The organism is Mucilaginibacter sp. (assembly GCF_965201005.1).
In the GTDB taxonomy this organism is placed as follows: domain Bacteria; phylum Bacteroidota; class Bacteroidia; order Sphingobacteriales; family Sphingobacteriaceae; genus Mucilaginibacter_A.
Window position 1 is genome coordinate 3,065,371 of the sequence record NZ_OZ241747.1, and the last position, 14,728, is coordinate 3,080,098.

16 protein-coding genes are annotated in these 14,728 nt (G+C 39.3%); 4 read left to right on the forward strand and 12 right to left on the reverse strand.

Features of this window, described 5'->3' with window-relative positions:
- The first annotated feature begins 75 nt into the window (after positions 1-75).
- From ACOFKR_RS13980 to ACOFKR_RS13990, 3 genes are all read left to right on the forward strand, one after another.
- On the forward strand, positions 76-1,806 hold the full coding sequence (locus ACOFKR_RS13980; protein WP_419801422.1) for a M61 family metallopeptidase: 1,731 nt from the start codon (positions 76-78) through the stop codon (positions 1,804-1,806).
- 127 nt (positions 1,807-1,933) lie between these two features.
- Positions 1,934-2,083, forward strand: a complete 150-nt coding sequence (locus ACOFKR_RS13985; RefSeq protein ID WP_419801423.1) for a lmo0937 family membrane protein — start codon at positions 1,934-1,936, stop codon at positions 2,081-2,083.
- A gap of 344 nt (positions 2,084-2,427) precedes the next feature.
- Positions 2,428-3,039: a DUF1349 domain-containing protein gene (locus tag ACOFKR_RS13990; protein ID WP_419801424.1), complete on the forward strand. Its 612-nt coding sequence runs from the start codon at positions 2,428-2,430 to the stop codon at positions 3,037-3,039.
- 68 nt (positions 3,040-3,107) lie between these two features.
- Here ACOFKR_RS13990 and ACOFKR_RS13995 read toward each other — a convergent pair whose 3' ends face one another.
- The 11 genes from ACOFKR_RS13995 to ACOFKR_RS14045 form a co-directional block, all read right to left on the reverse strand.
- Complete coding sequence (locus tag ACOFKR_RS13995) at positions 3,108-3,413, reverse strand: SelT/SelW/SelH family protein (protein ID WP_419801425.1); 306 nt, start codon at positions 3,411-3,413, stop codon at positions 3,108-3,110.
- A gap of 9 nt (positions 3,414-3,422) precedes the next feature.
- Positions 3,423-3,938, reverse strand: coding sequence for a molybdenum cofactor biosynthesis protein MoaE (locus ACOFKR_RS14000; protein WP_419801426.1), 516 nt, complete (start codon positions 3,936-3,938; stop codon positions 3,423-3,425).
- Entirely contained in the window at positions 3,898-4,131 is a 234-nt protein-coding gene (locus ACOFKR_RS14005) for a MoaD/ThiS family protein (protein WP_419801427.1), read from the reverse strand. Before ACOFKR_RS14005 ends, ACOFKR_RS14000 begins: the two co-directional genes overlap by 41 nt.
- A gap of 23 nt (positions 4,132-4,154) precedes the next feature.
- Positions 4,155-5,105, reverse strand: a complete 951-nt coding sequence (locus ACOFKR_RS14010; RefSeq protein WP_419801428.1) for a GTP 3',8-cyclase MoaA — start codon at positions 5,103-5,105, stop codon at positions 4,155-4,157.
- A gap of 94 nt (positions 5,106-5,199) precedes the next feature.
- The gene (locus ACOFKR_RS14015; protein ID WP_419801429.1) at positions 5,200-6,375 is read right to left on the reverse strand and encodes a molybdopterin molybdotransferase MoeA; all 1,176 of its coding nucleotides are present in this window, start codon (positions 6,373-6,375) and stop codon (positions 5,200-5,202) included.
- A 389-nt stretch (positions 6,376-6,764) separates the two neighbouring features.
- Positions 6,765-7,721: a DUF6624 domain-containing protein gene (locus tag ACOFKR_RS14020; RefSeq protein ID WP_419801430.1), complete on the reverse strand. Its 957-nt coding sequence runs from the start codon at positions 7,719-7,721 to the stop codon at positions 6,765-6,767.
- Positions 7,722-8,013: 292 nt separating this feature from the next.
- Entirely contained in the window at positions 8,014-8,355 is a 342-nt protein-coding gene (locus tag ACOFKR_RS14025) for a hypothetical protein (RefSeq protein WP_419801431.1), read from the reverse strand.
- A 356-nt stretch (positions 8,356-8,711) separates the two neighbouring features.
- Positions 8,712-11,630, reverse strand: coding sequence for a T9SS type A sorting domain-containing protein (locus ACOFKR_RS14030; protein WP_419801432.1), 2,919 nt, complete (start codon positions 11,628-11,630; stop codon positions 8,712-8,714).
- A gap of 41 nt (positions 11,631-11,671) precedes the next feature.
- Positions 11,672-12,196 (reverse strand): PPC domain-containing protein, encoded by a 525-nt coding sequence (locus tag ACOFKR_RS14035; protein WP_419801433.1) that lies wholly within the window; start codon positions 12,194-12,196, stop codon positions 11,672-11,674.
- Positions 12,197-12,277: 81 nt separating this feature from the next.
- Positions 12,278-12,619, reverse strand: a complete 342-nt coding sequence (locus ACOFKR_RS14040; protein ID WP_419801434.1) for a hypothetical protein — start codon at positions 12,617-12,619, stop codon at positions 12,278-12,280.
- 74 nt (positions 12,620-12,693) lie between these two features.
- Positions 12,694-13,209, reverse strand: coding sequence for a DUF6252 family protein (locus ACOFKR_RS14045; RefSeq protein WP_419801435.1), 516 nt, complete (start codon positions 13,207-13,209; stop codon positions 12,694-12,696).
- Between the two features lie 233 nt (positions 13,210-13,442).
- On the opposite strand from ACOFKR_RS14045, the gene ACOFKR_RS14050 reads away from it, so the two are divergent.
- Positions 13,443-13,670 carry a hypothetical protein gene (locus ACOFKR_RS14050; protein ID WP_419801436.1) on the forward strand — a complete coding sequence of 76 codons (228 nt, stop codon included), beginning with the start codon at positions 13,443-13,445 and terminating at the stop codon, positions 13,668-13,670.
- Between the two features lie 95 nt (positions 13,671-13,765).
- On the opposite strand, the gene moaCB is transcribed toward ACOFKR_RS14050, so the two are convergent.
- Positions 13,766-14,716, reverse strand: a complete 951-nt coding sequence (gene moaCB / locus ACOFKR_RS14055; protein WP_419801437.1) for a bifunctional molybdenum cofactor biosynthesis protein MoaC/MoaB — start codon at positions 14,714-14,716, stop codon at positions 13,766-13,768.
- Between the last annotated feature and the right edge of the window lie 12 nt (positions 14,717-14,728).

The window sequence follows — 14,728 nt, forward strand, 5'->3', positions numbered from 1 at the left end:
GCTTAATAATTTAAGTTGATCGAGCTTATTTAAAAACCGGATACTGTTTTTAGCATTATAATTATTTATACAGTTATGAGCCAGCCCAACATTCACTTCGATGTTTCTTTTACCGAGCCACAAGCACATTATATTGATGTGCGGATGGAAATTTCGGGCTTAAACCAGCATGAAATTGAACTGATCATGCCCGTTTGGACGCCCGGCTCATACCTTGTCCGGGAGTTTTCTAAAAACATGGAAGCGTTTAAAGTTACTTCCAACGGAAAACAAATTGCGTATCAGAAACTACGAAAAAACAGTTGGCTTATCTCTACCCAAAACCTGGAAAACCTGTTGGTATTTTATCGCATTTATGCTTTTGAAGTTTCGGTAAGAACCTGTTTTGCAGATCGTTCGCACGCGTTTTTATCACCAACGGGTTTGTTTTTGTATCCCGAAGGAATGCTGGGTTTGCCTTCCACCATCCGCATAAACCTGCCGGATTACTGGCAAAAAATATCTACCGGATTGGAAAATCATCAAAACGATCCATGCTGTTTTTATGCACCAAATTTCGACACGCTGTACGATTCGCCGATTGAAGCAGGCAACCAGCATGTATTTTCTTTCACCGCTTCCGGCGTTTTGCACGAGGTGGCCATGTACGGCGGCGGCATGTATCACGAAGAAAAACTGATTGCTGATTTTACGCGGATCATTGAAGAAGAAACCGGTATTTTTGGCGAAAACCCAAACAAGCGTTACGTTTTCATCATTCATAATTTTAATGCGGGCGGCGGCGGCCTGGAGCATTGCAATTCTACAGTTTTAGCAGTGCCGAGGGCGGCTTATGCGGCCGAAAAAACATATCAGGATTTTTTAGGGTTGGTTTCGCACGAGTATTTCCATTTATGGAACGTAAAGCGTTTGCGCCCCGAAGCTTTAGGCCCGTTTGATTATCAGCAGGAAAACTACACCACCAGTTTGTGGATTGCCGAAGGTTTTACCGCTTATTACGATAACCTGGTTTTGCGCCGCTCGGGTTTGATTTCCGCAGAAAACTATTTAAAACTATTGGCCGCGGATATTTCCAACGTGGAAAACTTGCCCGGCCGGAAAATCCAGACCGTTACCGAAGCCAGTTTTGACACCTGGATCAAGTTTTACCGCCCCAATGAAAACACGCCGAACGCTACCATTTCTTATTACGTAAAAGGCTCATTGATTGCACTTTGCATTGATTTGCTGATTATCCGCCAAACCAATTGCCAGTTTTCTCTGGATGAAGTGATGAAGCGCATGTACCAGCAGTTTTACAAGACCGAAAACCGCGGTTATACCGAACATGAATTTCGGGCTGCGCTGGAACAAATTGCCGGTTGCGGCCTAAACCACATTTATGAGCAATACATTAACGGTTTGGAAGATATGGACTACAATCATTACCTCGGTTACGCCGGTTTGCGGTTGCGCGTTTGTGCGCCGGAAACAAAGGTTTTGCCCGCAACAGGTCTTACAGCAGCGATAAACAACGGCAAACTGATGGTTACATTTGTAGAGCGCAACGCGGCTGCCTGGCACGCCGGCATCAGCGTAAATGATGAATTGCTGGCCATTAACGGCAACCGGATTGCAGATTTAGAAAAACCGTTACAGTTTTTGTTGCCCGGGGATACAATTGAATGCACTTTGGTGCGCGACGGGCGGTTGCTGCAGATACCTTTAACACTGCAACATCAGCATAAAATAAAATATGCGATAGAAGAAGCACCAGAAGCGGAAGAATGGCAAATGGCCGTACGCAACAAATGGTTAAAACTGTAAATCAAAAGTTTAACTTTGCTGATGCTTCTTTTACAAGGTAATTTTTGCACAAATAAAACTTTTTTGCCATTCTGTACTTTATGTGATGTTATAATTTAATCCTTAAATCAATTTAAAAATTATCATTATGAGATCATTATTGTACATCGTGGCCGTTATCCTGGTTATTGGCTGGGCTTTAGGCGTTTTTGCTTTCCACGTAACCGGCGGCATTATCCACATATTATTGGTGATTGCGGTTATCGCTTTAATTTTAGGCGTGATCAGAAGGGCTTAGGCAAGGCAAACCATATTTAGCGGTATAAAAGAAGCATTAACTACTTCTTTTATACCGCTTTTTTTGTGCATTCAAATTTTAAAAATAACGTTAAGCTTCGAAACTGTAAAGTTTGTACCAGCAAATGTACAATGCTTCTTTTAGCACTATAAATTTGCTGCTTTATATCACATTTTAACAAACAGCAAATTATGCTTCAGCATTTTTTAGGTGATAAAAGAAGCATTGTAAACCCGTTGAACAAAACTTATAATTGCCTATATTTCAACCTCTTGCCAATCATTAAACTTGATAATGAAACAATTTGGTTTTAAAGTACAGCTTAAAGGTTATATTATTGCACGATGAAAAACTATTTTTTAACTGTTGTTTTAGTATCGATATCTGCAATAGCTGCCGCACAAAACAAACCGATGAAGTGGCTTAACGAGCCAAAAAAATGGTCGGGCAATCCGCAAAAATTAACCATGACGGTTGACCCGAACACTGATTTCTGGCGCATCACCCATTATGGTTTCATCCGTGATTCCGGCCCGTTTTACTATCAGGAAGCACAGGGAAATTTTGAAGCAACCGTAAAAATGACAGGCAGTTATCAGGAACTTTTCCACCAGGCTGGACTAATGATCCGCACGGACAACAAAAACTGGATTAAAACCGGTATTGAGTTTGTAGATGGCGTACAAAATGTAAGTGCGGTTGTTACCCGGGAAGTTTCGGACTGGTCTGTTGTGCCGCGCAACGACAGCCCTAAATCCATCTGGCTAAAGTTGCTGCGCAAAGGTGATTATGTGCAGATAGAATATTCTTTTGACGATAAAGATTTCAAGGTACTTCGCCTGGCATATTTTCCGCCAAAAGCAAAAGTAGTGCAAATCGGCATGGTGGCCGCCGCGCCGGGCAAAAAAAGCTTCCCGGTGGTTTTTGAGGGTTTTGCCGTAAAAGCTGTTAAATAAAGTTATCGTGCAGCAAAAACCTGAAAAGGAATATTTTTAGCCGATCGTAAAAAGCCGGAAACACGCAATTACTTCTTTTCCGAATGGCCTAAATTTTTCTGCGGATCAACCTGGTCCCGAACCAGTTGCTTCAGCTCTTTAATTTCCGGGAAACGGCCTTCCCGCTTGCGGTCAAATAGAATATTTTGGTTGATAAAAACAGTATATCGGCCGGCAATTTCACTTGGCTGCAGCAATACGCCGTGCAATTCATCTTCAAAAGTAGTGAGTAGTTCCTGCGCCATGTAAGCAGCGCGCAACAGCCAGCGGCATTTCGGGCAATATTCTATAGTTATGGTTGGTTTTTGTGTAATAAAAAAAGCATCGGTTTCCATAAACAAAACTTACTTTTTATATTCCGTCCACTCGTAAACATGCTTGTTGGCATCGCCGGTAATTTTCTGGCAGTTGCAGTTTCCGCCCCATTCTTTGGTTCCATCTTTAAAATATTCGCATTTCCAGATCGGTGATTCGTGTTTGATCCGGTCAATAATATATCGGTTGGCCGAATAAGCTTCTGCCCGGTGCGGCGAAGCGGTAATCACCACTACGGCAGATTCCATCACGCCAACTTTCCCGGTGCGATGCTGCGCCAATGCTATTTTTAGCGGGAATTTTTTGCAGGCATCCTCCAAAATCTGTTTGATGGATTTGGCGGCCATGGCTTCCTGCGCTTCGTATTCCAGGTAATCCACATCCGTTTGCGGGTCATTATCACGTACTTCCCCGCTGAAAAGCACTACGGCACCGGCTTCCGGATGATGTGATTTTGTCAGCAATCCAACCAAATCCAAAGGCTCGACAGACAAAAAAGGAAAATCATCCGCCACTGCTGGGCGGGATAACGGAGATGCTATCATTTGGATTGATGGTAAAGTTTTGGTCAACAAATTCGTCGTGCACGGCAAAACGGCAGAGTTCCAACACGTTTTTGGCTTCCGGGTTTTGCAAAACCAGTTGTTGTTTCAGTTCAGAAATATTTTTCGCGCTGCTTAGGAGTTGAAATTCTTTATCAAAATAATCTTTCAACACAGCAAAAACTTCAATAGTCATAATTTTAGGTGATAAAAACAGCATTAGCCGCCAATTTGCAACATACTCAGTTCGCTGCCCACAAAATGATGCAACTGTTTCTGGCTCATGGCCAGTTGTAATTTTTCCTTTAAAGTAAAATCGTTATCAGCCGGGTTAAGTTTGATCGGATGGTTACTGCTCAAACAACCGTACATATTTCCCTCGGCATCCAAACGCAAACGGCTGCAATCGCTGCAAAAAGGTTCGCTGTTGTTGGCAATAATGCCGAAAGTATTCCCTTCGGTTGTTTGCCAGTAATTTGATGTTGCAGAAGCGGCCCGCGGCAATCTTTTAAACTGATATTTTCTGGCAATCGTATCCAATAATTGCTGCTGAGAGAATAAATACCGATCAGCATCTTGATGCAAATGGCCCATCGACATGACTTCCAGAAACCGTATCGGGATGTTTTTACCAAACGCATAATGCACCAGCGGAAGGATCTGGTCTTGGTTCATTCCCTTCATAATCACGGCATTGAGTTTTACTTCGATACCGCAATCTAAAGCAGCATCAATTCCGCTTAAAATCCGATCTAAATGCTTTCGCTTGGCCATTTTATAAAACGAAACTTCATCCATCGCATCCAAAGAAATATTGATAGATTTTAAACCGGCTTGTTGCAAAGCAACTGCCTGACGACCAAGCAAATAACCATTACTGGTCATACTGATTTTAGAAATTCCAATTGCTTTTAAGTTTCGGATCAGTTCCGGAAGTTCCCGGTAAAGCAATGGTTCGCCGCCGGTTAAACGAATGGTTTCCAAATCCAAATTCTCGTGCAACCGGGAAATAATCTGCGAGAAAAAAGCTGCCGGTTTTTGCGGACGATGGTCAAAATTGATGTCTTCTTCGGATCCCATCGTGCAATAAAAACAGTTGAGGTTGCATGTGTTCAACAGGCTCACCCGCAGCGTTTTAAATTTTCTTCCGTATGGATCGTTTAATTTCATCAATTTTTACCCGGTAAAAGAAGCATCGGTTTTTTAATAGTTTTAAGCCGGTGCATCTTTTATTATATAATCAAATATACAACGAAATGTTGGTTTACATCCGCAGAAAAGCGATCGGGTCTCCGGCCTTCAAATCCTGAGTTTCTGCCGGATGGAGGGCAATCGCGTTGGCTTTTAAAGCGGCTTTTACATCTCCGGAAGTATTGAACAAAATTGGCTTAACCTGCTGATTTACAATTGCTGGGAAGAATTCATCAAAAGGTGTTGTCTTCGGTTTTTCTGCCGATAAAAGAAGCATCGGCCATTCGGTTTCCGGCAAACCAAAACAGGTTTTCAGATAAGGTTCGATAAACAATTTGAAGGTAACATGACAGGAAAACGGGTTTCCAGGCAACGCAAAGACCAGTCCGCCGGAAGGAAGTTGTCCGCACCAGATCGGTTTTCCCGGTTTGATTTTCACTTTATAAAACAGCTTTTTAACGCCCAGATTTTCCAGAATTTCCGGCACAAAATCCGCATCACCGGCAGAAACACCTCCGCATAAAATAATCATGTCCGAATTTAGAGCAGCACTAATTTCCTGCTTTAAAGCTGCTTTATCATCTAAAATATGTTTGCAAATTGTTGGTTTGATTTGCCATTCCTGCAACAAACTATTCAGCAAATACTGATTACTGTTCCGGATTTGGATATTAGAAATCGGTTCAGTTATTTCTACCAACTCGTCGCCAGTGGTAAACAAAGCAACATTTGGCAATTTTTCAACGTTAATTTCTGCTTTTCCAACCGAAGCGAGCAGCGCAATTACGGGAGGTGTGCAATTCGTGTTTTGATCGATAATGCAAGCATCAGCCTGAATATCTTCACCTTTTCGGGCAATGTTCAAATAAGGTTTTACGCTTTCGATTTCAAAAGAAACCTGTCCGTTTTCTTCGATTGCTTTTTCCCGCTGGACCACCGCATTGGCATTTGGCGGAACAGCAGCGCCGGTCATAATCTTATAACATTCGCCCGAAGAAACTTCCTGCTGATAATGCTGCCCCGCGAACACTACTTCTTTTACCGTATAATTTTTGGTGCCGCTTTGCCAATCTTTTAGGTTGATGGCATAACCATCCATTGTGGCGCGGTTAAAAGGCGGATAATCACGGTCAGCGTAAATTTTTTCGGCTAGAATCCGTTCAAATGCTTCGTTTAAATTTACCATTTCAGTGCCGAAAGATTTGGCCTGGGCAGTAATTATTTGTTGTGCTTCTTTATAATTGAGCATGGAAAATGTAGCTTATATCGATAAGCAAATATGAATGATTAACGTGGGAAAGCTTTAGCTAATCCATAATAAAACGCGATTTATGCTTATAAATAGCGTTAATTAGAATTAATTTTTACAAGTGAAGGAATTTCTTTATTATCCTACCCATAAAAAATAATTGATTGAAAACAATCGGTTTAAGTTTTATTCCTTAAAAGACAGTTTTTTATTAGATTACTTAGTGTATTGTAACTTAGTTGCCCGGGAAGGTTAACCATGCAGTTTATAAAAATTGTTATTAAAAAACGTTCCTTTTTTGACAAATTGGACACTATCGCTCTGGTTATTAAATCTCTCGTAATTTGGAGAGTTTCCCTTAACTCAATTTTTGTTTATTCCACTGGCGTTTATTGTCTTTTACTTGTAGTCATTGGCTTATATTGAATATGGTAATATTTCAGGTAATCTTCCAGCGGTTGTAAACCAACTACGGCTCTTCGTTTATTAACATTGGGTTCGTCTTCAATTGGGAAAAGAATGTTTTTTTGGATTTTCAGATCGTAACGCAACTGGGAGCCATAAATTTGTTTCTGCCCTTTCCTGATAGCGATCCTATCTTCCAAAATGGCAAGATCTTCTGGTGCCAGATTTTGTTTTTCCACAGCATCTTTTACCATCGGCAAATATTTCTCCTGTATATTCAGGTTAGCATGCTGGATGACTAAAAAAATAGCCATAATGGCTTTATTCCCAACTGTGGCATAATCAGGCCACCCATATTTATCTAAAATTCGCGTTACTTTTATAACATTTATGGAATCAGTTTGATTTGTTTTAGCAGTCAATGCCGCGAATTCATGTGATTTTATCCCGTACATCTTAATAGTTGTATCAATTAAAACGCGATATTTTTGATCATCGACCAGTATACTGTCCAAGGTCGCCTGTAAGGGAAGGTTAAGTTGCGATTGATATTTTTCTTTACAATTCTCAATAAAAGGCTTCCATCTTTTATCCGAGTGAATATTATTGAAATCAATATCTCCTACTAAATGGTCATAAGGGAGTACGCGAAAAAAACGTTGCCCAGCATTTTTCGCCCAGGTTTCGAGTTCCAAGAATGCTGAATCTGCATTATTTGCCAACGACCAGGAACAAGCTGCGTTATATCGATCCCAACCCTTCACAAGTTGAGGGAAATTTTTGAATGCAGAATTATAGGTTAAAGCAGATTTTGTGAATTGCTTGTTCTTATAAAGATCATGCGCATGAAAGACCAGTGTATCATACAAAGTTTGCGCAGAAGCTTTCATAACAGATAATTGTAACATTACTAATAGAAGATACTTTATTTTCGGTTTCATCTCGTTTCGGTTTTAATCAGCTCCAGACGTGCATATATTATGAATCATAGTTACATTTTAAAGGTTTCGCAGATAAATATATCAAAAAAAAGCCTACAATCAGTGCATACATCATTAACATGCAATCCTTGCAAAAATTAATTTTATCTACATGTGTAAGTTTCACTTTTTTTCATACGGGCCATAAGTAGGCTTTTCTACTTTTTAAGCCAATATGCTGTCATAACTTGCCCTTCCGAGAAACGACCGTTAAACGATAATTTTTACTTATCCCAGCTTTAAGGGAGTTACATTAATTGTCAAGATAGAATTGAGGTGTTACTACATTAATCATTAAAAGCTTCCTGTGTTTGTAGAATAGATTTTTCCACCAAAAATCATGAGTTCTGGGATAAATTATCTTATCCATATATTCTCTTTTGCAAAGTCCTTCTAATGCAAGTAATTTCAACATTACAGTTCTGGAATGGTCAACTATTTTATGTGAACGCAGCGTATATCCATATCGTTCGTTGAGCACACGGTTAGTTTTTCCGGAATCAATAACCTGTTCAAATATTTCTATATGTAAAGTTGAAAACTTTCTGGTTTTCAAGTGCGGACGAGTGCTGCTCGTTGGTTTAGGATTATTCATCTTACAGAATAGTAGTAACAGTTAAATGTTTAAAATACGGAGCGCATTAATTTTTATTTTCATTTAATGTTTAATACAAATAACTACATGTAATTAAACTATATTTTCACTTGATTTAATGTTTGGATAATCAATTGAATCTCGTATCATCTACTGCTACTAAGTTTGTATTTGAATCAAGACCTTAATTTTACAATTGGTATTTTATACCAATTTCATCTTTGAATTTATATAGCATAGTTGTTTTTTTGGTAATACTAAGTAGCAGCTATTAGTAAATAACCTCAAAGGACTTATGATGCGTTACTATTGCTTTATTAAACAATAATCAAACCATTAGTACAAACTAATTTACCTTAATGTTGAATTATGATCTGCTTTTTCGTAACCTCTTTTCCTTCTGTAATATGAAGAAAGTAGTTGCCATTTGGAATATCAGCTGTGACTAACTTAACGGCTTCTCCTTTTTTGCTTTTTGCAGATCTTAAGATTTTTCCTTTGTCATTGTACAATACGACATCATAGCTATTAACAACAGACTTTTCAGAGCCAGCATCTGAACTGAAACTCTGCTCGTTATTCGACGATTTTGCCGAATCATCTGCCTGATACTGCACGTTCATTTCTTTGTCCGCTGGGTTGGGGTAAGAAACTATTCTGCTTCCAGTACCACAAGGGCTGTAAATTGTAACACCATTTTGGGTAGAAGTAGTACCACATTGATCTGTATAGGTTACATATATACCTCCACCACCATGCACCGTAACATATGTACTTGGAGAATTCGGATTCTGGAAAGTAAAGGTATTGCCGGATGAAGTATTGTAAGCAGCCCAGTGCCAGTTAGTTGCATTTTGAGCACTTGGTGTCGCTTGTACATACCAATCTTGGTAGCCCCCACTCCGGCAAGAACCACTCATAGTGGCTGTGATGTTAGTTACGGTTGGCTGTGTACCAACACCTACAGGCATTGTAACCACCGTAGCACTGCAGTTGCTGATTGTTACTGTGGCTGAAAGGGTAATTGAACCGTTGCCTGTAGGTGTTAGAGTTGCAACATTATTAGATACGCTTATGCTTACAATATTGAGTGGACTTGCTGTCCAGGTTACTGTTGCACCAGAAGGTAAATTATTGACAGTATAGCCACCTTGTGCGCTACAAATATTAGAGTAGCCGGAAATAGAATATGTAGTATTGCGTACAGGTGGTGGTTGAGGCGAACCATCAATAATTTCCTTTTTGAGCCAGGTAACTGCATCTGGCCATAATGCCACATGATCTCGGTTTAGGTTAAAATCACCATAATAACTATCAAAAGGAGTTTCACCCGTACATACCAGGCTTCTCGTACTGATGTCTTCAGCAAGATCTAAATTGTTTCCGGTAAAGGCTAATGCACTTTTCGTACTGATAAAGCTATGGCTGGGAACTACCGAATAAAATTTGTTTTCAACATTGAAAATACCTGATGTTATAGCGTTAAATAATTTTCCAAGAACTGTATAATTATTCGCTGTTCCGACTATTCCAGACCCCTCATTTTTTAAAATCTGTTGGGTAGGATAAGTGCCACCAGGAGCAGTATCAAATCCGGTTGTATAACTGGGAGAATAAGCCCTTTTAATCGTGTAATTCCATAATGGCTTATTTGCTGTCAAGACATTGATCGTGTTGCCATAAGCCGGTGTAAAATACATTTCAGCGGATGCAACGGTGAGGGTTTTAATTTTTACTTTGAAGAAAAATAACCTTTGTATAAAAGCCTGGCGACTATCAAATGTAAATCCTTTTTGAGCGGGGGAATTAACTTGTATTCCTCCTAAACTTCCATCTACTAAAGCTATTTTTCTAAATGGTTGTCCGGCATCACCAGTAGGAAACCCCATATTATTTAATACACCAGCGAACCTGTCCCTGAAACCAGGTGCTCCACCCGGAATTATTGAATTACTGAGATAATGGTGGACAAGCATTTGCTTGGCAGCAACAGAGGAGATTTTCTCATCCCTATTTTTCTTTGCGGCATCAGTTAGTGAAGCGTAAAAATCTAAGAACCATTGATCGCCAATTGCAATATTAGCTCCCTTGTGCGGAGAATCAAACGATATCCATAACTTTGTTTGATGCGGTTCGTTACGCTGCTCCATAAATTTAAGACCATAACGGCTTATCAAACCTCCCATACTTGGCCCTATCACAATTAACTTTTCGGTTCCCTGTTTATTCGCATTTACATAGTTAATTAATTCTCTAAAAACTAAAGCGTTTCTCTCAATGTAATCAGCACCGCCATCCCGCATTACAGGAACTGAAATTCCACGAATAATGTTACCTCTTACCGGATAAGTTGGAAAATTTAAAATTACAATGTCAAATCCTCGTGCCCGCAAGTCATCTGCTAATAGACCTCCACTCTGAGGATTATTTAAATAAAGATCATAGACATCGTCTCGTTTAGTTTGGTCTCCCGGATCAAAGCCATCCAGAACGATAATTGGTTTCCGAAGTATGTGATCGCAAGCTCCGTTTGTGGCATAAAAAATTTTAACATTCCCTTTACCTGAAGTCGCAGTAGTTTCATCATATCCCTGAAAAGTTAAACTACTCGTAATGTTAAGAGTATCTGTCGGGTTACAAGTGTTAACGCCTTGAGTTGAAACACCTCTCGATTTATCAGCATTATCAACCTTAACCAAAACGGCAGCATAAGTTATCTTTGTGCTGCCATTACTAAATCCGGCACTGAATTTTAAAATTTTATAACCGGAAACGGAATAGTTTATAGAGACATCAGTTGCAGAGCTTATACCAACCGGTTGGTCAGAACCTCCATCACCAAAATTAACACTTAAAGAAGTGATTGGAACATTGGATTTATTGAAGGTAAGTTCCGGGCTGAAATTAAATACAACATTATTGCTGGAAGAACTAATACTATCGATTAATGGGCTGGCAATAAAAGTCTGACGTATGATGTAAGGATTTGAAGTGGAACTGGCATCATAATACATACTGTCGATTTGAAGAATCTGACCGTTACCAATAGCGTTAGTATCAATCAGATTATATTTGTAGTTCGCCAATCCTATGGGTACTTTAGGATTTGCATCTAAATATTTTCCCAGTGCAATGTTCTTGACATCATCTGCCGAAAACCAATTAGACTGGTCATAAGATGCACGGTACATTTCGCTATACGCTTGGATAAAATGTTTATTCGCACTTGTATCTGCTCTAAAAGCGTTAAACTCATGTACGTGAGCCATAGGCATGACACGGTCATATAAAATTCCTGTTGCTATACGGCTTTTATCTAAATGCTGTATAAGCTGTCAATCACATAAGTATAACCAGGATCAGGGCCATTATTTACAACCTGATCAGGGTTGAGAGAAATATCAGTGGTAATATTACCATAATTTGATCCGTACCCTTCTGAAACTATATAATAGGTGCCTGCCGCTACGTGCATAGTAAGGCCAGCTTGCAATGTACCTGCACATACGTTATTATCATCATTGGATGCAATGATATTGCCGGAATTATCTAGTAAATAGATATAGGTATCGAAAGAGGAGGAACATGTCGATAAAGTTAAATTACCTGCGGCGTTTACGGTAACCCTGTAATAAATATCATCACTGGCGTTTCCTATATCGTTGCCGAACCCATTTGAAGGAGCATTATTTTGGGTATTTGAAAAAGATGAACCGGGAAATGCACCTGCACTAATCGGGTTATACATATTTGCACCGGCGCGTTGGCCAAAGGAAATCAAAGTTGAAAACAAAAAAATTAGCAAAAGAGTTACTCGTCTAAAAATATAGAAATGTTTCATAATTTATAAGATTGAGGTAATCGAAATACAAATAAATTTGGTTGAATTGAGCATCAGCTCAATGACAAACTTAGATTAGAATTATAGCTTTTTACTACGTTCGGAAGTTGGTACTATCTTATTAAATTGCTGTTCAGAAAGTAATGGGAACAATTGCTTGTTTTTTTCTTCTATTAATTTGTCCAGTCTTGCCTTTTTGTCTTCTGGTGTTAGGGCTTTATCACTGATAACTATTTTGGCACTTTGCTTGTATTTGTCCATAATAGTTACTACTTGTGCTGCAGAGGTCTCTGACAACGACAAATCTTTACTCAAGTATTTAACTTGTGCTTTTTTTGAGCTATCTAACTGTTGTGAATAAACTTGCGCGCTGAATAAAAAAGCAATTACAAGAATGAAGGAGTAGGTAAAGTTTTTTTTCATAAACAGAATATTTTGAAAAGTGATTGATTTGAAGGTATTAACTCTGTTGTAAGAGTATAGAAGGTTGTTTTTACTTACAAAAATTTAACGTCAAACCTGCCATCTGTAACTTTAATTGTATTGGCCGGGTTGTTTTCATCTTCCGCAGTAAAATCAAATGTGCCTGAAATGATTTTGTTGGTTAGATCTAATTTTGTTATAGTAACCTGTCCTGTGTTTTTTGTTGATGTATAATAGTATGGCCCAGAACCAATCTTAAACAGTCTCCCATAATTTAAATTTTTACTGCTTAAATTATAGGTTCCTACACTTTTTACTGATGAAATAGATAAGGCTATTCTCGATCCAGAATCATGGTCTTCACCTGTTACACCAAAAAAATTTCGATCTTCATAAGAAACTATTAGACCAGTGCCTCCCCCGGTACAGCTTACACAAGCTTTCTTCTGCCACAGCTTTCCATCCACCTTTGCCACCATTGTATTTTCCCCAGTCTGGGTCGCTTTTGGTAAACCGTCTTTTTTGCAGGATGCAGCTAGTAGCAAAGAAAGAAATGGCAGCATTAATAAAATTTTTGCTCTATTTTTCATAATAAGATAGATTCAAAACCATTACACAGTATCGTTCTCGTAAACATTTTTGGATAACTTCAGGTAACAGAAAAAATTAATAAATGGTAGAAGTAGTATAGGCTTCCGGAAGTATCTAAAATTGTCGAACGCTTTATTATAGAATAACTGGTTATTGTAAATGTACAAGCTTACTTTTAAAAAACAAAATTATTTTAGATTATTTGTTGGTTAATATCCTGCCTGAAATTTGATTGGACATAGATGAAAAACTTGACGGGGATGTCATTCCGAGAAACGACCGTTTTTTAAGAAAAATATTGGATACGCAACTACAAAAATCTAAAAACCCGCAAATCCAATTTTACTGGCTTAAAATCGACTTTTCTTTGCTTGATTCTTATAAACTCATTCCATTAATCAAGGGATGTTTTGCAAAATCTGATGATGGGTATTTGATAAAAATGCAACGAAAAAACTGATAAAAATTGGATGTGCTTGGTGAATATTTATGATCAGAATTTTACGTTTCTGGCCGGTTGAAAATATTATGCCTAACTGTTGTTTTACTGAAAATTCAATGTCCGCCGCCTAAAATCATTTTCCTCGCATGAAAAACGGCTGGTAAAATTGCCTGCAAACTTTCGCGTGCGCCGTTTGCGCTTCCGGGCAAAGTAACAATCAAAGTATTGCCGATTGTTCCGGCAACACCGCGGCTCATCATGGCCAAAGGTGTGCGCTGCTGCCCGAAGACGCGCATCGCCTCGGCAATGCCTTCAGCTTTGTTTTCCAGCAATTCTTCCACGGCTGCAACAGTATTATCGCGCGGGCCTAAACCTGTGCCGCCGGTTGTAAAAATAAACGGAACATCTTCCTTCACCCAAGCTAATATTTGCTGCTGAATTTGCTGCTTATCGTCCGGCAAAATTTTAAAATCGCTTACTTCTGCATTAAAACTTTCCAGCATTTCTTTGATGCTCTTTCCGCTTTGATCCACCCGTGTCCCGGCTGCGGTAGAATCGGAACAAACCAAAACCGCGCAAACCGAAACATCTTCATACAATAATTGCCTGTCGCTTTTGCCGCCGCGTTTCTCCAGCAATTTAATGTGGCCGATTTCCAGTTGTTTGTCCACCGGTTTCAGCATGTCGTAAATTTCGAGCGCGGCAACAGAAACTGCGGTCAGCATTTCCATTTCAATTCCGGTTCGGCCGATGGATTTTGCTTCACCTAAAATGATAATCCCGGTGCGGTTTAAAGCTGCTTCTTCTACAAATTCGGCGTGTTTTTCTTTGTCGAGGTAGTCAAATTTGATGCTCATGCCATCAATCGCCACCGGATGGCAATGTGGTAATAATTGCGGCGTTAACTTCGCACCCAAAAAACCTGCCGCCTGTGCCACATCAAATAAATTGCCTTTCGGAAGCTGGTTATTTTTGATTAATTCGATGGTTGCTTCGGTACAAAAAATCACGCTGACTGCCCTTGCCGTGCGCAGCGTAATTTGTTTATGGGTAACGTTTTGCATACTGTTTTTATC